Source organism: Kitasatospora sp. NA04385, assembly GCF_013364235.1.
GTDB lineage: Bacteria > Actinomycetota > Actinomycetes > Streptomycetales > Streptomycetaceae > Kitasatospora.
On the sequence record NZ_CP054919.1, the window covers coordinates 4,136,155 to 4,159,703 of the forward strand.

Annotated in this window: 17 protein-coding genes and 1 tRNA gene; 11 read left to right on the forward strand and 7 right to left on the reverse strand. The window is 75.0% G+C overall.

Features of this window, described 5'->3' with window-relative positions:
- The first annotated feature begins 272 nt into the window (after nucleotides 1-272).
- A tRNA-Leu gene (locus HUT16_RS18510) sits at nucleotides 273-356 on the forward strand.
- 125 nt (nucleotides 357-481) lie between these two features.
- On the opposite strand, the gene HUT16_RS18515 is transcribed toward HUT16_RS18510, so the two are convergent.
- Both HUT16_RS18515 and HUT16_RS18520 read right to left on the reverse strand, forming a co-directional pair.
- Entirely contained in the window at nucleotides 482-1,639 is a 1,158-nt protein-coding gene (locus HUT16_RS18515; protein ID WP_254897861.1) for a sensor histidine kinase, read from the reverse strand.
- On the reverse strand, nucleotides 1,636-2,304 hold the full coding sequence (locus HUT16_RS18520; RefSeq protein WP_176189256.1) for a response regulator transcription factor: 669 nt from the start codon (nucleotides 2,302-2,304) through the stop codon (nucleotides 1,636-1,638). The genes HUT16_RS18515 and HUT16_RS18520 overlap by 4 nt, the downstream gene beginning before the upstream one ends.
- A gap of 178 nt (nucleotides 2,305-2,482) precedes the next feature.
- On the opposite strand from HUT16_RS18520, the gene HUT16_RS18525 reads away from it, so the two are divergent.
- Together HUT16_RS18525 and HUT16_RS18530 are read left to right on the forward strand one after the other, a co-directional pair.
- The gene (locus tag HUT16_RS18525) at nucleotides 2,483-4,264 is read left to right on the forward strand and encodes a phosphatidylglycerol lysyltransferase domain-containing protein (protein WP_368662693.1); all 1,782 of its coding nucleotides are present in this window, start codon (nucleotides 2,483-2,485) and stop codon (nucleotides 4,262-4,264) included.
- Nucleotides 4,265-4,584: 320 nt separating this feature from the next.
- Nucleotides 4,585-5,244, forward strand: a complete 660-nt coding sequence (locus tag HUT16_RS18530; protein WP_254897863.1) for a hypothetical protein — start codon at nucleotides 4,585-4,587, stop codon at nucleotides 5,242-5,244.
- 55 nt (nucleotides 5,245-5,299) lie between these two features.
- Here the strand turns inward: HUT16_RS18530 and HUT16_RS18535 are convergent, their stop codons facing one another.
- Nucleotides 5,300-7,948: a SpoIIE family protein phosphatase gene (locus HUT16_RS18535; RefSeq protein WP_176189257.1), complete on the reverse strand. Its 2,649-nt coding sequence runs from the start codon at nucleotides 7,946-7,948 to the stop codon at nucleotides 5,300-5,302.
- Between the two features lie 215 nt (nucleotides 7,949-8,163).
- On the opposite strand from HUT16_RS18535, the gene HUT16_RS37425 reads away from it, so the two are divergent.
- The 5 genes from HUT16_RS37425 to HUT16_RS18560 all read left to right on the forward strand — a co-directional run bounded on the left by HUT16_RS37425 (nucleotide 8,164) and on the right by HUT16_RS18560 (nucleotide 13,913).
- Nucleotides 8,164-9,285, forward strand: a complete 1,122-nt coding sequence (locus HUT16_RS37425) for a rhodanese-like domain-containing protein (RefSeq protein ID WP_217712082.1) — start codon at nucleotides 8,164-8,166, stop codon at nucleotides 9,283-9,285.
- 71 nt (nucleotides 9,286-9,356) lie between these two features.
- Complete coding sequence (locus HUT16_RS18545) at nucleotides 9,357-9,983, forward strand: DUF5819 family protein (protein WP_176189258.1); 627 nt, start codon at nucleotides 9,357-9,359, stop codon at nucleotides 9,981-9,983.
- Nucleotides 9,980-11,065: an HTTM domain-containing protein gene (locus tag HUT16_RS18550; RefSeq protein WP_254897864.1), complete on the forward strand. Its 1,086-nt coding sequence runs from the start codon at nucleotides 9,980-9,982 to the stop codon at nucleotides 11,063-11,065. Before HUT16_RS18545 ends, HUT16_RS18550 begins: the two co-directional genes overlap by 4 nt.
- Nucleotides 11,066-11,100: 35 nt before the next feature.
- Nucleotides 11,101-13,257 (forward strand): FUSC family protein, encoded by a 2,157-nt coding sequence (locus HUT16_RS18555; protein WP_176189259.1) that lies wholly within the window; start codon nucleotides 11,101-11,103, stop codon nucleotides 13,255-13,257.
- Complete coding sequence (locus tag HUT16_RS18560; protein WP_176189260.1) at nucleotides 13,254-13,913, forward strand: TrmH family RNA methyltransferase; 660 nt, start codon at nucleotides 13,254-13,256, stop codon at nucleotides 13,911-13,913. The genes HUT16_RS18555 and HUT16_RS18560 overlap by 4 nt, the downstream gene beginning before the upstream one ends.
- Nucleotides 13,914-13,934: 21 nt before the next feature.
- On the opposite strand, the gene HUT16_RS18565 is transcribed toward HUT16_RS18560, so the two are convergent.
- The 4 genes from HUT16_RS18565 to HUT16_RS18580 all read right to left on the reverse strand — a co-directional run bounded on the left by HUT16_RS18565 (nucleotide 13,935) and on the right by HUT16_RS18580 (nucleotide 20,711).
- On the reverse strand, nucleotides 13,935-15,308 hold the full coding sequence (locus HUT16_RS18565) for a peptidoglycan-binding protein (protein WP_368662694.1): 1,374 nt from the start codon (nucleotides 15,306-15,308) through the stop codon (nucleotides 13,935-13,937).
- A 286-nt stretch (nucleotides 15,309-15,594) separates the two neighbouring features.
- Nucleotides 15,595-16,641, reverse strand: a complete 1,047-nt coding sequence (locus tag HUT16_RS18570) for a hypothetical protein (RefSeq protein WP_176189262.1) — start codon at nucleotides 16,639-16,641, stop codon at nucleotides 15,595-15,597.
- A gap of 248 nt (nucleotides 16,642-16,889) precedes the next feature.
- Nucleotides 16,890-19,058, reverse strand: a complete 2,169-nt coding sequence (locus HUT16_RS18575) for a protease pro-enzyme activation domain-containing protein (RefSeq protein ID WP_176189263.1) — start codon at nucleotides 19,056-19,058, stop codon at nucleotides 16,890-16,892.
- Between the two features lie 177 nt (nucleotides 19,059-19,235).
- A complete protein-coding gene (locus HUT16_RS18580; protein ID WP_176189264.1) occupies nucleotides 19,236-20,711 on the reverse strand; it encodes an FAD-dependent monooxygenase in 1,476 nt (491 codons plus the stop codon).
- A gap of 129 nt (nucleotides 20,712-20,840) precedes the next feature.
- Between HUT16_RS18580 and HUT16_RS18585 the strand changes: the two genes are divergently transcribed.
- The 3 genes from HUT16_RS18585 to HUT16_RS18595 all read left to right on the forward strand — a co-directional run bounded on the left by HUT16_RS18585 (nucleotide 20,841) and on the right by HUT16_RS18595 (nucleotide 23,499).
- Nucleotides 20,841-22,076 carry a dolichyl-phosphate beta-glucosyltransferase gene (locus tag HUT16_RS18585; RefSeq protein ID WP_254897865.1) on the forward strand — a complete coding sequence of 412 codons (1,236 nt, stop codon included), beginning with the start codon at nucleotides 20,841-20,843 and terminating at the stop codon, nucleotides 22,074-22,076.
- A 228-nt stretch (nucleotides 22,077-22,304) separates the two neighbouring features.
- Nucleotides 22,305-22,802 (forward strand): SigE family RNA polymerase sigma factor, encoded by a 498-nt coding sequence (locus HUT16_RS18590; RefSeq protein ID WP_176189265.1) that lies wholly within the window; start codon nucleotides 22,305-22,307, stop codon nucleotides 22,800-22,802.
- Nucleotides 22,795-23,499 (forward strand): L,D-transpeptidase, encoded by a 705-nt coding sequence (locus tag HUT16_RS18595; RefSeq protein ID WP_176189266.1) that lies wholly within the window; start codon nucleotides 22,795-22,797, stop codon nucleotides 23,497-23,499. Before HUT16_RS18590 ends, HUT16_RS18595 begins: the two co-directional genes overlap by 8 nt.
- The last annotated feature ends 50 nt before the right edge of the window (nucleotides 23,500-23,549 follow it).

Below are 23,549 nucleotides of genomic sequence, written 5' to 3' on the forward strand. Positions count from 1 at the left end.
GCCCTTCCGTACGGTTCCCCGCCTAGGTCGCGCCCGGAGGGGTACCCGCCGAACGGCCCGCTCACTCGTTCGCCCCGCCTCCGGTTGCGGACCGCCGGGGGGCGTGCGGGGGGTCGGATCGGAATGGATTCGCAGGTACGGCCAGGGGCGTGCTAATGTTTTCCATGTCGGAAGGGGCGCCCGCAAGGGAGCCGAACGGAAGACCCCGAGAGATGCGGTAAGCTTCTCGACAGGTCGGAAGAAGCGGTAAGCAACTGAAGACAAACACCCATGCGCGGGTGGCGGAATAGGCAGACGCGCTGGATTCAGGTTCCAGTGCCCGAAAGGGCGTGGGGGTTCAACTCCCCCCTCGCGCACAGCGAAGCCCCGCAGATCTACGGATCTGCGGGGCTTTCTCGTTCTCCGGGCTCGTTCTCCGGGGCCGGATCGGCCGACGGGGTGGTCCGGCGCGGGTGGTCCGGCCCCGGGGCGGGCGGCCGGCTCAGTGCGCGGGGAGCACCGCGTGCAGGACGAAGCCGCCGTCGGGCGCGGGGGCGGCGGTGAAGGTGCCGCCGAGCAGGGCGGCCCGCTCGCGCAGACCGATCAGGCCGTGGCCGCCGCCGGGCAGCGGGGTGCCGTCCCCGTCGGTGCCCGGGGTGCGCGCGGGCGGCGGGCCGTTGCGGACCTCCACGTGCAGCCTGCCGCCGCGGGCGGTGACCCGGACGGTGACGGGGGCGCCGGGGGCGTGCTTGCTGATGTTGGTCAGGCCCTCCTGGACGGTGCGGTAGGCGGCCCGTTCGACCGCCTCGGGCCAGGGCCGGCGGCCGGGGTCGAGCCGGCTGGTGACGGCCAGGCCGCTGCCGTCGATCAGCCGGGGCAGGTCGGCCAGGGTGGGCTGCGGGGCGAGCGGGGTGCCGGGGACGCCGGCGGCGCGCAGCACGCCGACCATCTGGCGCAGCTCGTCGAGGGTGCGCACGGAGAGCTCGCGGATGGTGCGGGCGCCCTCGCGGGCGGCCGGGTCGGTGCTGGAGACCTGCACCGCGCCGGCCTGGATGGAGATCAGGCTGACCTGGTGGGAGACCACGTCGTGCATCTCGCGGGCGAGCCGGGCCCGTTCGGCGGCCAGCACCTTCTCGGCGAGCAGCCGGCTCTCGCGCTGCCGGCCGGCGGTCAGCTCGGTGACGCGCTCGGCGAGTTCGCCGCGGGTGCGGGCGAGCATGCCGAGGGCGGCCGGTCCGGCGCCGAGCATCACCGACTGGATGGCGTACAGCGCGTTGTCCCGGCTGAGTTCGAACAGGCCGGGGTCGAGCGGCCAGTGGAAGAACTCGACCAGGGCGAAGGCGGTGGCGCACAGGACCGGGACGCGGGGGCGGGGCCAGGCGGCGGCGACCGCGTAGACGGCGGTGATCGGGGCCAGCCAGATCTCGTTGAAGAACGCCCCGGGCAGGGTGAGCAGGGCCACCGGCAGGGGGTGGCGGCGGCGCCCCAGCAGGGCCACCACGGAGAGCGCGGAGAGGGCCAGCTGCCAGGGCGCGGAGCCCTTGGCGACCAGGGCGGAGTCCATCGCGGCCAGCAGCACCGGGGCGAGCAGGGAGGTGCGCGGGGAGCGCAGCCAGGCCGGGGCCCGGCGGCGCGGGGCGGCGGGCTCCTCGGGGGTCACTCCCCGTCCTGCCGGTCGCGGACCAGCCCGGCGCGGTGGGCGATGACGGCGGCCTGGACGCGGTTGGCGGCGCCGAGCTTGGCCAGGATGGCGCTGATGTGGTCCTTGACGGTGCCGGTGCCGAGGAACAGCCGGTCGGCTATCTCGGCGTTGGACAGGCCCTCGCCGAGCAGCGCCAGGACGTCCAGCTCGCGGCCGGTGAGCCGGCCGGTGAGGGTGGCGGCGGCGGTGTCGGGGCCGCCGCCCTCGACGTAGCCGCTGATCACGGTGCGGGCCACCGAGGGGGAGAGTACGCTGCCGCCGGCCGCGAGCACCCGGACGGCGTGCACCAGCTGCTCGGGGGCGGTGTCCTTGAGCAGGAACCCGGCGGCGCCGGCCCGCAGCGCGGTGCCGATGTGCTCGTCGGTGTCGAAGGTGGTGAGCATCGCGACGGCGGGCGGCTCGGGCAGCGCGCGCAGCCGGCGCAGCACGCTGATCCCGTCCAGGTCGGGCATCCGGACGTCGAGCAGGACCACCTGCGGGGCGAGCTCGCGGGCCAGCTGCTCGGCCCGGCCGCCGGAGCAGCCGCCGACCACCTCCAGGTCGGGGGCGGTGCCGACGATCAGGCCGAGCCCGGAGCGGACCAGCACCTCGTCGTCCACGATCAGGACCCGGGTCGGCGGCATGTCTCTCCCTGCTGGGGCGGGTTCGGTTCCGGGCGCGGCTCCGGACCCCCGCCGATCGGCGGGGGTGGGAATCCGCTACCGGATTCACGCAATTCTCATCTCCGCTGGGCAACCATGGAAATCGGGGTCGAGTGCGCGGAACCGCGAGCGGATGCGCCCCGGTGATCGATCGTCTGGAATGGTTGCTGTGTCCACTGTGAAGACGGCTTCCTCGGCCGTGTCCCCGTCCCGGGGCGAGGGTCCAGGTCCGCTGGCACGGTGGCGGCCGCGGGCCGCCGCGTCGACCGTCTGGTACCTGCGGCTGATGGCCCTGCTGAACCTGGTGGCGGTGCTCTCGGTGCCGTTCCGGGACCAGGTCGAGCGCCACAACACGGGGGAGTTCTTCACCCCGTACCTGATGACCGCGGGCCTGACCTCGATGCTGCTGGCCCTGTTCCTGGCGGTGGCGATGCGCCGCCGCAAGCGGGCGGCGTGGATCTTCAACACCGGTCTGGCCGGGGTGACCTTCCTCGGCTACCTGGCCTGGATGGCCTGGGGCGACCGGTACCGGGACCACCCGTGGAACTACTTCTCGATCGTGCTGACCGGGCTGTTCCTGGTCGCGCTGCTGGTCTCCCGCCGGGAGTTCACCTCCAAGGGCGACCGCTCCAACCCGAAGACCGCCGCGGCCGCCGCGGTGGGCGGGCTGCTGGTGGGCGGGCTGGTCGGCTCGCTGCTGGTGCAGCTGACCAACGAGGTCTCCGGCGCCGGCTTCGGCATGCGCTTCAGCTACGCGGTGCACCGGATGATCACGCTGAACCCGTCGGAGCGGGTCCAGGACGTGGTCTCGGTGCCGACCTGGGTGAACGCGGCGATCAACGCGATGAGCGCGGTGCTGTTCCTGTTCGTGCTGTACGTGGCGTTCCGCTCGCCGCGCGGCGAGGAGCTGCAGACCGACGAGGACCAGCAGCGGCTGCGCGAGCTGCTGGAGAAGCAGGGCGAGCGGGACTCGCTGGGCTACTTCGCGCTGCGCCGGGACAAGGCGGTGGTGTTCTCCCCGTCCGGGAAGGCGGCGATCGCCTACCGGGTGGTCGGCGGCGTCACGCTGGCCTCGGGCGACCCGATCGGCGACCCGGAGGCCTGGCCGGGGGCGATCGACGCCTGGCTGGCGGAGGCCCGCGAGCACGCCTGGGTGCCGGCCGTGATGGGCGCCTCCGAGGAGGCCGGGGTGATCTACGCCCGGCACGGGATGGACGCGCTGGAGCTGGGCGACGAGGCGATCGTCGAGCTGGACGAGTTCTCGCTGGACGGCCGGGCGATGCGGGTGGTCCGGCAGGCCTACAACCGGGTCAAGCGGGCCGGGTACACGGTGCGCATCCGCCGGCACGGGGACATCCCCGAGTGCGAGATGGCCGAGCTGGTGGCCAAGGCGGACCACTGGCGGGACGGCGCGACCGAGCGCGGCTTCTCGATGGCGCTGGGCCGGCTCGGCGACGCGGGCGACGGGCGCTGCGTGATGCTGGAGTGCTTCGACGGGGACGGCGAGCTGCGGGCGCTGCTGAGCTTCGTCCCGTGGGGCGAGCGCGGCCTGTCGCTGGACCTGATGCGCCGCGACCGGGACAGCGAGAACGGCCTGATGGAGTTCATGGTGATCGAGCTCCTGCAGCGGGCCGGCGAGGTGGAGCTGGAACGCGTCTCGCTGAATTTCGCGATGTTCCGGTCGGTTTTCGAGCGCGGCTCGAAGCTGGGCGCGGGGCCGGTCCTGCGGCTGTGGCGTTCGGTGCTGGGTTTCTTCTCGCGCTGGTGGCAGATCGAGTCGCTCTACCGGGCGAATGCGAAGTACCGCCCGATCTGGGAACCGCGCTACCTGCTCTTCGAGAAGAGCGGCGAGATTCCCCGGATCGGCATCGCCTCGGCCCGCGCGGAGGGTTTCATCACGGTGCCGAGCATGCCGGCGCTGTTCCGCCGCCGGCACGGGTGAGCAGGGCTTCCCGGCCGGGCACGGCGCGGGACGGGGGGCGGTCCCTCCGCCGGGGGGCGGAGCGGGCCCGGACGTCAGCCTCCGGGAGGAGAGCGGAAATGGTCTCCGAAGCTGATGCCTCCGGTTAATCCGGTGCGTAGGGTCGGATACGGGGAGCGGAAGAAGCGGTGGCGCTGGACGGAACGGAAACGGACGGGAGAAACGGGCTCGTGGATCGGATCACCCACGCGGGGGGCGTGCGGCCGAAGTGGTGGGCGGTATTCCGCCGGGCCGCGGTCGCGGAGTGGGGGGAGCTGTTCGCTTCCGTGAAGGAGCAGGTGGTGCGGCGGAAATTCGCCGTCGTGCCGCTGGCGACCGTGGCGACCGCGCTGGTGCTGCTGTTCTCGGTGGTGCAGCACCTGCCGGGCGGGGACCGGCTGGTGTCCGACATCGGGGTGGTGAAGGCGGCGCTGCCGCTGGACGTGTCGCTGCTGCGCACCCCGCTGTCGCTGTACGTGCCGGCCCTGGACCTGCCGGTGTGGGGCGCGCTGGCGCAGGTGTTCCTGGTGTTCGGGGTGGCCGAGATCGTGCTGGGGCGGCGGCTGACCCTGGTGGTGGCGTACGTCTGCACCCTGGCGGGCACGCTGTTCGCCCGGATCGGGGTGGCGCTCGGGCCGCACCACGCGCTGGGCTTCCCGCGCTGGGTGGCGCACGTGCGGGACACCGGGCCCTCGGCGGCTGTGGTGGCGCTGGCCGTGGTGGTGGCGCTGCGCTGCCGGGCCTGGTGGACGGGCGGCACGGTGGTGCTGGCGATGACGGTGGAGGCGCTGCTGCTGCCGAACCTGGCCGGCCTGGAGCACCTGGTGGCGATCAGCGCGGCGGTGCTGATCGCGGTCTGGGTCGAGGTGTTCGGCGACTACTGGCCGCGGGTGCTGACCGGGGTCGGGGCGGCCGCCTCGGTGGCCGCGAACGGCGGGACCAGGGCGGCGGTCGCGCCCTGACCCGGCGGCCCTGATCCCGGCGGCCGCGACCGGCGGGGGCCGCGGCCCGCGGTGGTCAGCCGCGCGGCAGCGGCATCTCGAAGTAGACGACCTTGCCGACCGCCTTGCGGGAGCTGCCCCACTTCTCGGCCAGCTTGCTGACCAGGTTCAGGCCGCGGCCGTGCTCGGCGTCGGCGTCGGCGGCCTCCAGCGAGGGCAGGTTGTGGTTGTCGTCGCTGACCTCGACCAGCAGCTTGTCGACCCGGATCAGCTGCAGCTGCACCTCGGCCCGGGCCACCCGGACCGCGTTGGTGACCAGCTCCGACACCAGCAGCTCGACCGTCTCGGCGAGCGCGTCGAGCTGCCAGGTGGCCAGCTGGTCGCGCACCAGCCGACGGGCCCGGCCGACCTCCAGCTCGGTGACGCCGAGCTGCCAGGTGGCGACCTCGGTCGGCGGGACGCCGTCGAAGCGGGCCACCAGCAGCGCGATGTCGTCCTGCCGGTCCTCGGAGTGCAGGGTGTTCAGCACGGTGTCGCAGGCCTCGTCCGGGGTCTGCTTGGGGTCGATCAGGTTGCCGCAGAGCGCCGCCAGGCCCTCCCCTATGTCGCCGCCGCGGACCTCGACCAGGCCGTCGGTGCACAGCACCAGCATCGAGCCGTCCGAGACGTCGATCTTCTTGGTCTGGAACGGCACCCCGCCCACGCCGATCGGCGCGCCGGAGGGCAGCTCCAGCAGCTCGCCGCGGCCGTCGGGGTGGACCAGGACCGGCGGGACGTGGCCGGCCGAGGCGAGTTCGCAGGTGCGGTTGATCGGGTCGTAGACGGCGTACAGGCAGGTCGCCAGGTGCTCGTCGCCGAGCTTGTGGGCCAGGTTGTCCAGGTGGCGCAGCAGCTGGCCGGGCGGCAGGTCGAGGGCGGCCAGGGTCTGCATGGCGGTGCGGAAGCGGCCCATCGCGGCGGCCGAGTGCAGGCCGTGGCCCATCACGTCGCCGACCACCAGGGCGACCCGGCTGCCGGGCAGCTGGATGGCGTCGAACCAGTCGCCGCCGACCTCGGCCTTGCGGTCGCCGGGCATGTAGCGGTGGGCGACCTGCACGCCGGGGATCCGCGGCGGGCGGGTCGGGATCATCGAGCGCTGCAGCGTGGTGGCGACCTTGGACTCGGCCCGGTGCAGCCGGGCGTTGTCCAGCGAGAGCGCGGCCCGGGCGGCGATCTCCTTGAGGGTGTCGGCGTCGGAGCGGGTGAACGGTGCCCGGTCGGACAGCCGCAGCAGCTTGAGGATGCCCAGCACCGCGCCGCGGGCGGACAGCGGCAGCACCAGCATCGAGCGGCCGACCACGGCGGGCTCCAGCTCGGGGCCGCCGAGCGAGGCCGCGTAGTCGACCGCGACGTCCGCCGAGATCAGCGGCACCAGCACCGGCTGGTTCTCCTGCAGGGCCAGGCCGGGCGGGGTGGAGCGCGGCATGGCCAGCAGCGAGCCCTCGTCCAGGACGTGGCTCCAGCGCTGCGAGGACGGGTTGAAGGTGCGGGCGACCCGGCGCAGCATCGTCGCGTCGTCGGGGGCGCCGGCGGGCAGCTCGGCGTCCGAGATCAGGCTGTCGAGCAGGTCGACGCAGGCGAAGTCGGCGACCCGGGGGACCAGCACCTCGCACAGCTCGCGGGCGGTGGTGTCCAGGTCGAGCGTGGTGCCGACCTGGCTGCCGACCGAGGCGAGCAGCGCGAGGTCGCCGTCGTCGGGCAGCCCGCGGACCACCTCCACGCCGGTGCCGGTGCCGGGGGCGGCCGTCCGGCTGGGCGGGACGGCCAGGGCGGTGGCGGAGGTCGGTTCGGGGGCGGCGGCTGCGGGGTCGATGACGGGGCCTCCCGGGTTCGGGCCGTGGGTGGCGGCTTCGCGCTGTCCAGGGACGGAGCTGCCGGGCCTCGGCGCGGCCGGCCCGGCGGGCGGTATCCGTACCCCGGGGCGGCCGGGGGCACCCGCACCCGGCGGCGGCCCGTCCGCCCGGCGGGCGGCGCGCTGCTGCGGGGTGGGGTAGCGGCGGCCGATGCCGGCGGCGACCCGGGCGGTGCCGGTCCCTTCGGGGGAGGACTGGTAGGGCACCACCGGGAGCCGGGTCGCGGCGTCCACCCGCAGGGCGGGCGGGCCGGCCTGGGCGAGGGCGTCCAGCAGTCGGCGGCGGCGCTCCTCGGAGCCGGCCGGGAGCAGCGCGGCGAGCGCCTCGGCGGCGTCCGGGCCGGGCGGGGCGAAGGCGGCGTCGACCTGCTGCGGGCGGGCCGCGGCGGGCGCGGCGGCGTACGGGACGAGGCGCTCGCCGAGGGCGATCCGCGGCCCGGCGGTGCGCAGCGGGCGGGCGTCGGCGGCCAGCGCGAGCAGCGAGCGGCCGGACGGCTCGATCAGCGGGTAGGCCCACCACAGCACGTCGCGCGGGCGCTCCTCGCGGTCCTCGACGGCCATCGGGCCGGCCCAGGGGCCGTTCAGCACCAGGTCGTCGAGGGTGTCGAGGGCGTCGCCGCGGTGGGCCGGGCCGGTGCCGTCCGGGCGGGGGTCGAGGGCGGGCAGCAGGCCGTGCGCCGTGCGGCCGAGGGCGACTTCGGCGCGGTGGCCGAACAGCTCCTCGGCGGTGCGGTTCCACAGCGCGATCCGGCCGTCCGGATCGACCAGCACGGCGGCGACCCGGAGCAGGGCGACCACTCCGGCGGGGGGTGTGGAGTCGGGCTGGTCCACCATGGGTATCGGTCTGCCCCTTTGTTGTGCTTGCTGCTCCTCCTGGCCGCTGCGCGCGTCCTTGCGCGCGCCCTCCAATGAAGCACGGAGACGGCGGGGGGAGGTAGTTAATCGGGCAGATTCGTCAGTATCAGTTGCGTGTCGCCCGCCGTACGCCCCCGGGGTGCTCCGCCGTCACCCGATCGGCGGTGTGCCGGACCCCCGGTAGGGTGGCCAGGGTGAGCGTACCGAGCGTCGAGGTGTGGGCGGACCCGGAGCGGCAGGACCTGGAGGAGCGGGTCGCGGCGGCCGAGTTGGCCTGGCTGACCCTGGACGTCGACGTGGCCACCCTGCGGGTGGAGATCGACAATTTCGCGCTGGCCCACCACCAGCTGCTCGGCCCGCTGTACGCCGAACTGGACGAGCTGGACGCGCTGATCGCCGAGTCGGTGGCGGCGCTCAGCGGCGACCCGGAGGACCTGCGGCGGGCCCGGGAGGCCCGGGAGCGGGTCGAGCCGCCGCAGGAGCGCGGGCCGCGCGAGGGCGAGCCGGAGGCCCGCCGGGTGCGGCCCGACAAGGACGCCCAGCGGGTCTACCGCGAGCTGGCTCGCCGCGCCCACCCCGACCTGACCACCGACCCGGCCGAGCAGGAGCGCCGCTCGGCGTTCATCGCCCGGGTCAACGAGGCGTACGCGCTGGCCGACACCGAGGGCCTGGAGCGGCTGGCCGAGGAGTGGTCCTCCTCGCCGGACTCGGCGCCCGCCGCCGACTCCCCCGACCGGCTGGCCTGGCTGCGCCAGCGCCTGGAGTGGCTGACCGGCCGGATCACCGCGCTCGCGGTGGAGCGGGTGCGGCTGGAGCGCACCCCGATGGGCGAGCTGCTGCTGCTGCGCCCCGACGAGCCGGAGCGGCTGCTGGAGGACCTCGCCGAGCAGCTGCTCGCCACCGCGGGCGAGCGGCAGGCGAGACTGGCCGCCCTGCTGCCCGACAATGGTCCGAGCGATCCGTCCCACGCACCCCAGGAGAACCCCTCGATGTTCGCTCAGCTGCCCACCGCCGACGCCGCCTCGGTCCCCGCCGACGCCGTCCTGCTCGACGTCCGCGAGCAGGACGAGTGGGACGCCGGGCACGTGGACGGCGCGCTGCACATCCCGATCGGCCAGGTGGTGGCCCGCCTCGACGAGCTGCCCGACGGCCGGCTGTACGTGCTGTGCCGGGTCGGCGGCCGGTCCGCGCAGGTGGTGCAGTACCTGGTCGCGGGCGGCCGGGACGCGGTCAACGTGGACGGCGGGATGTTCGCCTGGGAGGCCGCGGGCCGCCCGATGGTGAGCGGCGGCGGCCAGGAGCCGTTCGTCCTGTAGGGCGGGGCGGGGCGGGCGCAAGGGCCCCGGCCCCTGTTCGAACGCGTGGGCGGTGCGGCAGGATGTCCGCCGTGCGCGTCTGGTCCACACCCGCCCGGGTGGTGCTGGTGGTCGCCGGGGCGGGCCTGGCGGTCTGCGTCCTGGCGTTCCTCGGCGCGCTCTTCCTGCACGTGGCGCCCGCGAACTCGGTCTCCACGGCGTACCGCGCGCAGGTCGACTGGGTGGTCTACCCGGAGTTCGAGCAGAACTGGAAGCTGTTCGCGCCGGACCCGCTGCAGCGCAACGTCGAGGTGGACGCCCGGGTGCAGACCATCGGCGCGGACGGGCAGGTGGCCACCGGCGACTGGCACGGCCTGACCGCCGGGGACTGGGCGGCGATCCGGCACGACCCGGCGCCCAGCCACCTGGACCAGAACCTGCTGCGCCGGGCCTGGGACTTCTACGAGTCCACCCACGGCGACGGTGACGCGCCGGCCCCGGCCGGCTCGCGCGGGCGGATGGCCGAGCAGTACCTGGAGCGGATCGCCCTGCAGCGGATCGGCTCCGGCGGGGACCGGGTGATCCAGGTCCAGCTGCGGGCCACCATCACCTCGGTCGCGCCGCCGTCCTGGAGCCGGGAGCAGGTCGACACCGCCCCGCACGCCCGCGAGCTGCCCTGGTGGCCGGTCCAGGCCGAGGACCGGCGGGGCCTGTCGTGACGGCCGCCGCCTCCGCCGTCCGGGCCGCGCTGCCGCGCCTGCTGACCACGCTCGCCCCCTACCAGGCCGCCGTGGTGCGGATCGGCATCGCCGGCACCTGGGGCGCCTACCTGCTGCGCGAGTGGCCCCACCGGCGGGTGCTGTACGGGGACCGCTCGCCCTGGTCGGCGGAGCTGAACGACCGGCTGCTGGCCGACACCCACGCGTTCACCGCGCTGTCCTGGAACGACGGCCGCTGGTGGTTCGAGGCGGTGTACCTGCTGGCGCTGCTGTCCGCGGCGGCGGTGGCGGCGGGCTGGCGCACCCGGGCGTCCACGGTGCTGTTCGCGCTGACCGTGCTGTCGCTGCAGAACCGGAACGTGTTCCTCGGCGACGGCGGCGACAACCTGGTCCACCTGATGGCGATCTACCTGGTGTTCACCCGGTGCGGCCGGGTCTGGTCGCTGGACGCCCGCCGCCGGGCCCGCCGACCGGGCAAGGACCCGTCCGAGTGGGGCGAGCCGCGGGCGGTGGCCGACGCGCTGGCCGCGATGCTGCACAACTGCGCGATGCTGGTGATCGCCGTCCAGGTGGTGCTGGTGTACGCCACGGCGGGCTGGTACAAGGTCCAGGGCGCCCGCTGGCAGGACGGCACCGCCGTCTTCTACCCGCTGAAGCTGGGCTACTTCACGCCCTGGCCGGAGCTGTCCGGGCTGCTCGGCGGCAGCCTGCTGGTGACCTTCGCGCTGACCTACGGCACCGTGATCATGCAGGTCGGCTTCCCATTCTCGCTGGCCGCGCGGCGGCTGAAGAACGCGCTGCTGGCGGTGATGGTGTGCGAGCACCTGGCGATCGCGCTGCTGCTCGGGCTGCCGTTCTTCTCGCTGGCGATGGTCTCGGCGGACGCGGTGTTCCTGCCCACCGCCTTCCTGCTGGCGGTGCGGGGGCGGCTGGCGGCCCGGTGGCCGCGCCGGACGGCCGGGGCGGCGCCGGACGGGCCGATGGACGGGCCGGACGAACCGGTGGACGGGTCGGACGGGCCGGTGGCGGGGGCCGCGGGGGAGGCGGCGGCGGGCGAGCCGGTGGGCGGGCGCAGCGACTGACGAGCCGGTGGGCGAAAAGTCGTTAAGCTCGCGGTATGTCCTGGTTCACGGCCCTGCGCGACACCGCGAAGGCGGGGCTGACCGTGGACCGCTCGCTGACCAACCCCAGGCGCGCGCTGCGCGGGGCGCTGGCGGCCGCGCTGGTGGTCTTCCCCACGCTGTTCCTGTACGGGCCCGCGCAGGCCACCTCGGCCGCGATGGGCGCCTTCATCGCGGGCACCGCGACCTTCCAGCGCTCGTTCCGCCCGCGTGCCTCGCTGGCGCTGGTGGCGGCCGCCGGCCTCGGCCTGTCGACCTTCCTCGGCTACGTCGCGGTGGGCATCCCGGGCGCGTACCCGGTGCTGCTGGCGCTGTGGGCGTTCGCGGCCGGGCTGGCCTGGGCGATCGGGCCGACCGCGGGCGTGGTCGCCGCCAACACGCTGGCCGTGATGATGGTGGTGGTGCAGCTGCCGGTCTCGGTGCCCACCGCGATCCAGCACGGGCTGCTCTGCTCGGTCGGCGGCGCCGTCCAGGCGCTGGTGGTCACCCTCTGGCCGATCGACAGCTGGCGGGCCCAGCGCGACGCGCTCGCCGACATCTACGCCGGGCTCGGCGACTACGCCCGGCGGCTGCGGCACGACCCGGTGGCGCAGGTCGACCCGGAGCCGTTCATCGTCGGCCGGCAGGCGGCCCGGCTGACCGCCCGGCAGGCCAGGCGCCGTCCGCCCGAGCTGCGCGGCCTGCGCACCATCGCCGAGCGGATCCGCCCGGCGCTGGCCGCGCTGGCCGACCCGCGGGTCGGGGCCGCCGAGGAGGGCCCCGAGCGGGACCGGGCCCGCGAGGTGCTGGCCGCCGCCGCCGAGGTGCTGGACGCGCTGGCCCGGGCGATCCGCAGCGGCGACCCGGTCCGGCTGCCCAGGGACACCCCCGGGCTGGCGCTGGCCCGTCCCGGCAGCGGGAGCGGCAACGGCGAGGACCTGCTGCGCGGCGGCGCCCGCCGCTCGGCCCGCCGGCTCTCCGGCCTGCTGGGCCGGGCCGCGGACCGGCTGGACCGGCAGGACCGCACCACGGTGCAGGCCCGCACCGAGCCCGCCACCGGCCTGCGCCGCCCGCCGCTGGTGAAGGTGGTGCCCGCCGCGCTGGCCACCGTCGGCCGGCAGCTGCACCGGCACTCGGCGATCTTCCACCACGCGGCGCGGATGGCCGTGGTGGTCACCGCCGCCTACCTGGCCTCCCGGCTGCTGCGGATCGAGCACGGCTACTGGGCGCCGATGACCACCGCGATGGTGATGCGCCCGGACTTCGCGCAGACCTTCAGCCGGGGCGTGGCCCGGGTGGCGGGCACCGCCGCCGGGGTGCTGGTCTCCACCGCCGTCGTGCAGGTCTTCGACCCGGGCGACTGGGTGCTGGCGGTGCTGGCGGTGTGCTGCATGGGGCTGGCCTACCTGACCATGCGCACCGGGTACGCGGTGACGACGGTGGCGATCTCCTCGTACGTGGTGTTCCTGCTCGGCCTCCAGCCCGGGGACCCGGTGGGGCTGGCCGTGGACCGGGTGTCGATGACGCTGCTGGGCGGGTTCGTCGCGCTCGCCGCGTACGCGCTGTTCCCGACCTGGCAGACCGCCCGGCTGCCGGAGCGGCTGGCCGAGTGGCTGGCCTCGGCGGGGCGGTACGCGGCGGCGGTGTTCGGCGCGTACGGGGACCCGGCGGGCGGGCTGGCGGAGAAGGAGGTGCGGCCGGCGCTGCTGGACGTGCGGGAGGCGCGCAGCGAGATGCTGGCGGCGCTGGACCGGGCCGAGGTGGAGCCGGTGCGGCACGACGAGCAGGTGCTGCGGGAGCTGACCCGCAAGCAGTTCGACAAGGCGCGCTCGGCGGTCGGCATGCTGGACCGCTCCACCGTCCTGCTGGAGGCCCACCTGCCGGGCGAGGACGCCCCGCCGGTGCCCGGCGCCGCCGCGTTCGGCGAGGAGCTGCGGGACGCCACCGCGCTGGCCGCCGCCGCCGTCCTGCTCGGCCAGGACGTCGACTTCACCGCGCTGCGCGAGGCCCACCGCACCTGGGACCACCAGCTGGCCGGGCTGCCCCGGGACGACCGGATCGACGTCACCCGGGCCGGGGCCCGGCTGGTCATGCAGGCCCTGACCGAGCTGGAGCGCTCGGTGCGGACGCGGCAGCGGGCCGCCCGTCCCGAGCCCGTACCGTTGGGGGCGTGAGCGACACCTCGGCGCCCCAGCTGGGCGAGCAGTACGACGACCCCGCCGACGACCGGGAGGTCGGCGTCGGCCCGCACCCCGGGCCGTGGCCCGCCGACCCCCGGCTGGACCCGGAGCTGCTGGCGGCGGGGGACCGGCGCAACGTGGTGGACGGCTACCGGTACTGGCGGCACGAGGCGATCGTCGCGGACCTGGACACCCGGCGGCACGGCTTCCACGTCGCGGTCGAGAACTGGCAGCACGACTTCAACATCGGCTCGGTGGTGCGCACCGCGAACGCCTTCCTGGCCCGGGAGGTGCACATCGTGGGGCGGCGGCGGTGGAACCGGCGCGGCGCCATGGTCACCGACCGCTACCAGCACGTGCGCCACCACGGCTCGGTGGCCTCGCTGGCGGCCTACGCCGCGGAGCGCGGGCTGCCGGTGATCGGGATCGACAACCTGCCGGGCGCGGTGCCGCTGGAGACCTTCCGGCTGCCGGAGCGCTGCGTGCTGCTGTTCGGGCAGGAGGGGCCCGGGCTGACCGCCGAGGCGTGGGAGCACGCGGCGGCGGTCTGCTCGATCGCGCAGTTCGGCTCGACCCGCTCGATCAACGCGGGCGCGGCCGCCGCGATCGCCATGCACGCCTGGGTGCGGGAGCACGCCGCGCCGTCCTGAGCGCGCTCCCGCCGGGCGGGCTCAGGAGAAGAGCAGCTTCCAGGTGTGCGGGCCCGGGTAGCCGTCGGCCTCGGCGCCGCTCCAGCCCTGGGCGCGCTGGAAGGCGGCCGTGTTGAGCCGGTCGGCCTCGCTCCAGTCCCGGCTGGGGCCCTCCCGGTAGGCGGCGCCGAAGCCCTTGGCGACCAGCCGCTGCCCGAGCAGCAGCACGTCGTCGTTGACCCTGCCGGGCCCGAACCGGTCGGCGCCGGGGAAGGGCGGGACGGGGAAGGGCGGGACGGGGACCGGCGGCGGGGGCTTCGGGGCGCCGGTGTCGCTGCCGGTGCCGGTGCCGGGGACCGGCGTGCCGGGAGCGGGGGCCGGTGTCGTCGGGGCGGGTGTCGTCGGGGCGGGCGTCGTGGGGGCGGGGGCCGCGGGCGGGATGTCCTTGCCCTTGTGGTGCACCAGGAAGTCCCAGGTGTCCTTGCCGGGGTAGCCGTCGGCCTCGGCGCCGCGCCAGCCCTGCGCCAGCTGGAACGCCTCGGTGGCCTTCCGGTCCGCCTCGCCCCAGTCCGGGCTGGGCCCCTCCCGGTAGAACCGCCCGCCGCCCCGCTCCACCAGCATCTTCCCCAGCCGGGTCACGTACGGGTTGACCTTGCCGGGCCCGAACTTGTCGGCCCCGGGGAAGGCGTCGGAGTCCTCCGGCGCGGGCATCGGCTGGCTCAGCCCCCGGTAGCGGTAGGGGAGGTAGCCGCTCGCGTTGCTCCAGTACGCGTACGGGGTGCTGCGCTTGGTGGTGCCCGGGCGGGTCTGCTCCAGCGCGGTGTACTTGGTGTGCGCCGCGTCCACCCAGCCGCCGAACAGGACGGTGTGCGAGCCGCCCTCCGGGTCCTTCGGGTTGTTGTAGATCAGGGCGTCGCCCGGTTGCAGGTCGTCCTTGGGGATCCGGTCGGCGAAGTTCGGCAGCGTCCAGGTGGTCTGGCTGCTGCCCAGGCCCCAGGCCATCGAGACGAAGCCGGAGCAGTCCTGGCGGTAGCCGTCCGACCAGTACGTGCTCATGCTGTACGGCACCTTCCGGTCCACCCAGGTCTGCGCCCGGCGCATGATCTCGGCCCGGGTGGTGGCGGGCTGGGCGGCCGCGGAGCGGTGGGCCGAGGGGTCGGCGCCGAACGGGCCGGCGACCTCGCCCTGCGGCGAGTCGGGTATGAGCGGGCTGCTGTCGGTGCGCGGCGCGGCCGCGGCCAGGGAGACCGCGGGGCCGCCCAGCACGCTGCCGGCCGCGGCGATCAGGACGGCCGCGCGGCGGGCCCCGAGCGGGCGTCGGCGGGGGGACCGGACGGCGCGCAGCCGGGCCCGGAGGCGGTCGGCGCAGTCGCCGCAGCCGCAGGAGTCGTCCGGCTCGACATCGCTGAACTCCATCAGCACGGGTGGGTCCCGCCTTTCCTCGTGAGTTGGCTGAGTGGGACTCACGTTCCCCGGGGCCGGTGGCGCGGACCACCCGATGGGGCGTCGGACAGGGCGGTTCGGGTGAACGCCGCGCACCGCGGGGTCGGGCGTGGCGAGGGTCGAAACGGGGCCGAAGGGATGAAAAGGGCGAAACCGTATGAACTGGCAGGAAAGGCAACAAAAGGGAACGAATGGGAGGGAAAGGGAAGGATAGGGAAGAAAGCGGAGGGAAGGGGCGCTCCGGCGCGGGTCCGCGGGCCTACTCCCACTGCCAGCGGATGCCGACCTGCCCGGGCTGCTGGTCGGCGGTGAGCACGTGGGCGCTGGCGGAGGCGCCGATCCACAGCGGCTCGCGGTGCCGGTCGACCTCGGTGCCGGGCGCGCGGTCGAAGCGCTCGCACTGGACCGGGACGGTGGCCGGGTCGAAGTGCACCTGGAGGACGTACTCGCGCACCGGTGCGGGGAAGAACCGCCCGTAGTCGGTGGTGGGGCCGGAGTCGGGGATCTGCACCTCGTACTCCAGGACGGTGGAGTCGCCCAGGGCCAGCGGCCGGTCGAGCAGCAGCTCGGCGACCAGCAGCCCGCTGAGCGGGCGGCGGCGGACCCGGCCGAGGCGGGCGTGCCGGACGGAGGTGATCTCGGGACAGATCTGGACGCCCTCGTCGGACTTGTGGACCACCACGTGCCGGGTGACGCCGTCCACCGTCGCGCGCACCACCTGGCGCATCCGCAGCAGGTGGCCGCGGCGGGAGGCGTCCACGTAGTAGGCGTCGTGGATGGACTGGCGCTCCAGCTGGCCGGCCGGCGGGGCGTCCAGCTCGGCGAACACCTCGACCAGCTCGGCCTGGCCGGGCCAGACCTGCTCCAGCCGCAGGCCGTCGGGGGCGGGGCCCTGGGTGACCCAGCGGCCGCGCGGGCGGGGCGGGCCGAGCAGCGCGGTGAGCGAGGTGTGCCGCAGGCCGAGCAGGTCCTCCAGCAGGTGGACGGCGCGCAGCGAGGTGGCGCGCTCGGGCTGGCTGCGGCCGCGCCGCCAGTAACTGAGCGTGGTGACGCTGACCCTGACGCCCTGTTTGGCGAGCGCGGCGCGGATCCGGTCCAGGCTGAGGCCGCTGCTCTCGATGGCGGTGTTGAGCACCTCGGCGAAACCGCCCGCCGGGGCGGCCGGGGCCGTCGCCGGGGCCGCCGGGGGCGCCGGCGCCGCGGGGGCGGCCGGGGCCGGCGGGACGGGCGGCGGCGGTTCGCCGCTGTGGTCGCGCTGTCCGACCAGTCGGAGCCGGCCGGCGTGCTGCGGTTGTTGCGAGCCCATGCGACACCTTCCCCACCCGGCGGGTTCGGCGGGATCACCCCCGGCGCCACGGTGCTCGGCGGTGCTTCGGTGGTGCGCCGCCGAGCGTGTGGGAACCCTATGAGGGTTGAGAGGCTACGTCATTAATCAGGACATATGACAGTGGTCACGACAAGCATTTCGCAAGCGGACCGAACCGGCAACACCGCCGACACAGAGCTGCCGGGAGGACCCCCGGAGGGCCTCCCGGCAGCCGTGCCGACGGTGGGTCAGGACACGTTGAGCGCGGTGTCGTCGATCACGAAGGAGGTCTGCAGCGAGGCGTCCTCGGTGCCGCCGAACTTCACCGTGACGCTCTGTCCGGCGTAGGCGCTCAGGTCGACGGTCCGCTGCGCGTAGCCGGTGCCCTTGTCCAGGTTGGAGTACGTCGCGACGGTGGTGCCGTTCACCGAGACGGTGAGCTTGTCGTACGCGGTGGTGGTGCTGGTCTCGGCGGTGTCCACGTGCAGCCAGAAGCTCAGCTTGGCGGTGCAGCCGGACGGGACGGACACCGTCTGGGCGAGGCTGTCGGTGTGGGCGGAGCCGTAGCCGTCCAGCCAGGCCTTCCAGGAGCCGCCGTGCGCGGCCTCGGAGGAGGAGTTGTCGACCACGCCGGAGGAGGTGGTCCACGGGGAGGCGGAGCCGGTCTCGAAGCCGGGGTTGCCGAGCAGTTGGGCGGCGGTGCAGGAGCCGGTGGGCGGCGGGGTGGTGCCGCCGCCGCCGAGCAGGGCGGTGGCCAGGCCGTCGGCGACCGGGCTGCCCCAGCCGGTGACCTGGTCGTACCCGGCCTTGGTGGAGAAGTCCTGGTTCTTGCCGCTGGTGACGTCGTGGAAGGCGCTGCCGTAGGAGGACGAGTTGGTGACGGCGTAGATCTTCGGGTTGGCCTCGCCGAGCACCGGCTTGGCGGCGGCCTTGGCCTTCTGGTTGTAGAGGGCCGCGAAGCCGGACCACAGCGGGGCGGCGGCGGAGGTGCCGCCGTAGACCTGCCAGCCGGGGCTGGAGCTGCCCTGGGTGTAGATCGCGAAACCGCTGTTCGGGTCGGCGTTGGAGGAGACGTCCGGGACGGTGCGCATGGTGCCGGTGACGTTGGTGCCGGTCTGCCAGCTCGGCTTGGCGAACTGGGTGGAGACGCCGCCGCCGGCCGTGCTCCAGGCGCTCTCGGAGCTGTAGGTGCTGCCGGAGACCTTGAGGTTGGTGCCGCCGACGCCGGTGTTGTACGGGCTGGAGGCGGGGAAGTCCACGGCCTTCACGCCGGAGCCGGAGGTGGAGCGGGTGCAGTCCCGGGAGCCGTCGTCACCGGAGGCCGAGAAGATCGAGATGCCCTGGGCGGCGGCCTGCTTGAAGGAGTTGTTCACCGCGGTCATCGAGGAGGCGGTGGTGTCCGGTTCGCAGGAGCCCCAGGAGATGGAGATCACCGAGACCCGGTTGTCCGAGACGATCTTGGCGGCCATGTCGATCTCGCCCTGGTCGCTGTTGGGCGCCTCGTACACCAGCTGGGTGGCCTTCGGGGCGACGCCGCGGACGATCTCGGAGTCCAGCTCCACCTCGCCCTGGCCGTCGCCGGGCTTGGCGTCGTAGTTCGCGCCGTCCACCGACACGGTGCTCACCGCCGGGCCGGACAGGCCGAACTGGCCGTCGTAGGTGGTCAGGTTCGAGGACTTGTAGCCGTCGAACTCCCAGAGCGCCACGGTCGAGCCGGTGCCGTCCGCGCCCAGCTGGTTCAGCCGGTACGCGCCGTCGTACGCCGCCGGGCCGAAGCCGGACGGGGTGGCCTGCGGGGCGGCGGCCTGCGGCTTGGCGATCCGGGTGGTGCGCACGGTGTGGTCGTTCAGGCCGCTGACGCCCTCGACCGTGCCCGCCAGCGCGGCCGGCACCGAGGCGGCGGCGTCGTTGGCGAAGAACGCCCGGCCGCCCTGCTGCGGGTCGGTGTACGTCGACTCGTGGGTGCCGAAGGCGGCGGACAGCCGGGCGCTGGTGCCGGTGGCGTTCACCACCTGGCGGTTGGCGCTGACCGAGTCGACCCGCAGGCCCTGGGCGGTGAGGAACGCCCGGACCTGCTCGACGTCGGCCGCGGTCGGGCCGAACCGGTCGGTGAATTGCGCGGGCGTCAGGTAGTGCCCGTACTCGGCGGTGCCGGGGGTGGCGACCGCGGTCAGGAAACGGTCCAGTTCGGCGGTGTTCCGCAGTTTCAGCGAGACCGCCACGGATATCTCGCGGTCGGCCGGGACGTCGCCCTGCCGGTGCGAGCGGGCGACGGCCGGGGTGACGGTCTGCGGCAGGGCCACCCGGGCCGCGGCGTTGGGGGACGGCGCGGCCTGGGCGGTGGCGGTGCCCAGGCAGACGGCGGTGAGGGGAAGGACCGCGAGGGCGGCGGCAAGGGCGAGCGAGCGGGGTCGCACGGGCTCCTCCGGAAATCTGGCGGCGTTCCGGTTTTCGAAAACGCTCGCCAGAATCTCTCAGAGAGCCCGCGGGAATTGGCCCATGCCCGGGCAATTGCTTACTAAAAAACAGTCAACTGTGAAGTTGGAATTCCATTCAGTGAATTGCTTCGATTCCGGCGCGGCGGAAACTGAATGTCAGGGCCGGCCCAGCCACCGGCTCAGCGCCGCCCGCAGCTCGCCCCTGGTCGGGTCCGCGCAGGCCCAGGCCGCGTACCCGTCCGGGCGCACCAGCAGCACGGTGTCGCGCAGCTTGCCGTGCGGGTCGGCGGGGGCCGCGGTGACCACCCGCTCCGCCCAGGAGTCCGCCACCGACAGCTCGTCGTTGCTGACCAGCACCGCCCGGCCGGAGCGCAGCGCCTCGTGCAGCCGGGCCGGGCCGCCCGGCACGTCCACCGCCAGGCGCAGGTCGGGGACGCGGCGGCCGACCAGCGGGTGGGCGCCCTTCTCGGCCGGGTAGGCGTACCCGATGCCGGAGACCTGCTTGGCGCCCAGCTCGGCCAGCGGGCCCAGGTGGCCGGCGGCCGCGCCGATCGCCGAGCGCAGCGCCCTGGTCGGGGCGTGCCGGCCCTGGGCGAGCCGGACCAGGGCGCCGGAGGAGCGCAGCACCGCCCGGCCGACCGGGTGGCGCTCGGTCTGGTAGGTGTCCAGCAGGGCGTCGGGCGACCAGCCGCGGACCACCGAGGCCAGCTTCCAGCCCAGGTTGGCGGCGTCCTGCAGGCCGGTGTTCATGCCCTGGCCGCCGGCCGGGGAGTGGCAGTGCGCGGCGTCCCCCGCGAGGAAGACCCGGCCGGAGCGGTAGCTGGGCGCCTGGCGCTCGTCGCTGTGGAAGCGGGAGGTCCAGCGGGCCTCCAGCACCCCCAGGTCACGGCCGGTCACCTCGCGCAGCAGGTCGGCGAGTTCGCCCAGCACGACCGGGTCGGAGTCCGGCACCTGGTGCTCGCGGCTCCAGCCGATCACCCGGTACCAGCCGTCCCCGAACGGGGCCAGGAAGGCGAACCCGGCCTCGCCCGCGCCCGCCGTCAGCGGCTCCTCGGGCTCGTGCTCCAGCCGGACGTCGGCCAGCATCACCGAGCGCACCGCGGCCTCGCCGGGGAACGGCACGCCCAGCAGGTCGCGCACCGAGGAGTGCACGCCGTCCGCGCCGACCGCGTACCGGGCCCGGAAGGAGCGCTCGCCGTCGGCGGTGCGGGCGGTCAGCGTGACGCCCCCGGCGTCCTGCCGCAGGCCGGTCACCTCGGCGCCGCGGCGCAGCTCGGCCCCGGCCTTGACGGCCCGTTCGCGCAGCACCCGCTCGGTGTTCGACTGCGGGGTGACCAGGACGAACGGGAAGCGGGTGGGCAGGTGGGCGAAGTCGATCCGGAGCCGGCCGAACACCCGCATCGAGGGCATCGTCTGGCCGGTGGCGATCAGCTCGTCGGCCAGGCCGCGGGCGTCCAGCAGTTCCAGGGTCCGGGCGTGCACGGCGAACGCCCTGGTCAGGTTCGACTCCTCGGCCCGCTTGTCCAGCACCGTCACCCGCAGGCCGGCCGCGGCCAGGTCGCCCGCGAGCAGCAGGCCGGTCGGGCCGGCGCCGACCACCAGCACGTCCGCGGTGAACTCCGTCTCGGACATCCGTCTCTCCCGTCGTCTTGCTGCAAGGGCCGGTGCGCGCACCGGCCGGAGTCCACGGCGCCCGGGTTCTCAGCGCGCTCTCAGACTGCCATCATCGCGGGCCCATCAGGGGCTGTGAACCTCCTTCCCATGACACAGCCAGCGATGCGCCGGACCCTGCGCCCCGTCCCGGCGGTCGGCGGCCGGGACGGGGCCGACACCGTGGTGAGGACCAGGCTCGTGGAGATCGTCGTACCCGTGTACAACGAGCAGCACTCGCTGGAGCGCTGCGTCCGTGAGCTGCACGCCTACCTGGCCGAGACGTTCCCGTACGACTACCTGATCACGGTGGCGGACAACGCCTCGGTCGACGGCACCTGGGAGGTCGCCACCGCGCTGGCCGCGGAGCTCGGGCCGGTGCGCGCCGTGCACCTCGATCTCAAGGGGCGGGGGCGGGCGCTGCGCCAGGTGTGGGGCGACAGCACGGCCGACGTGGTGGCGTACATGGACGTCGACCTGTCGACCGGCCTGGAGGCCTTCCTGCCGCTGGTCGCGCCGCTGCTGTCCGGCCACAGCGACCTGGCCATCGGCAGCCGGCTGCACCGGGGCTCGGCGGTGGTGCGCGGCCCCAAGCGGGAGTTCATCTCGCGCACCTACAACCTCCTGCTGCGGGCCACCATGGCGGCCAAGTTCTCCGACGCCCAGTGCGGGTTCAAGGCGGGCCGCACCGAGGTGGTCAAGCGGCTGCTGGAGGAGGTCGAGGACAACGCCTGGTTCTTCGACACCGAACTGCTGCTGCTCGCCGAGGCCTCCGGGCTGCGGATCCACGAGGTGCCGGTGGACTGGGTGGACGACCCGGACAGCCGGGTGGACATCGTCCGCACCGTCGTCGACGACCTCAAGGGCATGGCCCGGGTCGCCCGGCGCACCCTGGCGGGCCGGGGCGGCGTGGAGCTGCCCGACCGGGTCCGGCGGGCGCAGGTGCCGCCCGGGCTGGGCTGGCAGTCCGTCAGCTTCGCGGTGATCGGCGGCCTGTGCACGCTGGCCTACCTGCTGCTGTTCCTGGGGCTGCGGCAGCTGGCGCCCGCGCTGGCCGCCAACGCGCTGGCGCTGGCCGTCACCGCGGTCTTCAACACCGCCGCCAACCGGCGCTTCACCTTCGGCGTGACCGGCCGCCGGGACGCCCTCAAGCACCAACTGGAGGGCGGGCTGGCCTTCCTGGTCGGCCTGGCGCTCACCAGCGGCGCCGTCGCCGTGCTGCACGCCGCCTCGCCGGGCGCCGGGCCCGGGGTGGAGCTGGCGGTGCTGGTGGCGGCCAACGCGGCCGCGACGCTGGTGCGGTTCGTGCTGCTGCGGGTGTGGGTGTTCAACCCCCGCCGCTCCTAGCGGACTCGCCGACTCCCTGTCCCCTCCCCCTCCGGGACAGGGCTGCGGGCCCGGACGCCGTTGTGGGACGGCGCCGGGCCCGTTCGCGTTCCCCGGGCCGGGTTCCCCCGGCCGTTCGCACGGGGCGGCGCGGATTCGCCGGGCGTCCGACGCAACCGGCCGCCCGCGACGCCGGTACTACCTTCGGACGCGCGTGCGTTCGATCCGGACGACGGGAACGGCAGCGGCATGACCGATGAGGAGTTCGACGCGTTCTACGTGTCGTCGTTCTCCCCCCTGGTGAGGCAGATCTACGCCATGACGGGGGACTACAACGAGGCGCAGGACGCGGTGCAGGAGGCGTTCCTGCGCGCCTGGGGGCGGCGCGGGGAGCTGAGCGGCGCGGGGTCGCCGCACGCCTGGATCCGCACGGTGGCCTGGCGGCTGGCCGCCGGCCGCTGGCGGCGGGCGCGCCGGGGCCTGGACCTGGTGCTCCGCAACCACCTCCACGAGGACGCGCCCGGCCCCGGGCCCGAGCACACCGCGCTGGTCGCGGGGCTGCGCAGGCTCCCGGCGGCGCAGCGGCAGGCCATCGTCCTCTTCCACCTGTGCGACCTGACCGTGGCCGAGGTCGCCCGGGAGACCGGGGTCGCCGAGGGCACCGTCAAGGCCCGGCTCTCCCGCGGCCGGGCGGCGCTGGCCGAACACCTTTCCGACCGGGACGAGAGGGAACTCATCCGTGCCTGACCACGCCAGCCCCGAGACCGACGACCTCTCCGCCGCCCTGCGGCACCTGGTCGCCGACGTTCCGTCCGCGGTCCCCCTGCCGCCCGCCGAGGTGCACCGCACCGGTATCCGCCGCCGCCGTCGGCGCCGCGCCGTGCTGGGGTCCGCGGCCGTGCTCGCGGCCGGGGTCGTGATCGCCGGCGGCCTGCGGTACGGCACCGCACCGCAGCCGTCGGCCCCGGCCCCGGCGGCGGCCTCGCCGTCGCCGACGGCCGGGCGGACCGGGGCCGCGGTGCCCGGCGCCGTCATCGACACCGACGGCCACCGGTTGACGGTCACCGGGAAGGACGGCCGGGTGACGGTGCTCGGCGTCACGGCGGGTCGGCCGGGCAACGAGACGCCGAGCGGGCGGATGACGGTCCAGGAGAAGCTCCCGAAGGTCGGGCTGTTCGACGACGGCGCCTCCGGCGGACCGGAGAGCGTGACCGCGGACTGGTGCGTCCGGCTGGTCCGGACCGGCAGCGCGACCCCCACCTACGTCTGCTCGATGCCCTGGCTGTCCCCCTCCGCCGTCGGGAAGGCGAACACCACCCGCGGAGCCGTGGGCCTGTCGGCGGACGACGCGCGGTGGTTCTACGACCACGTCGCCCCCGGCGACACCGTCGAGGTGGTCGGCTCCTCCGCCGGCGGCCCGTCCGGCGCACCGCCCTCCCCGTAGCCGGCGGCGCCGTCCCGCCGCCGGGCCCGCCCGCCGGGTTCGCCGGGCGG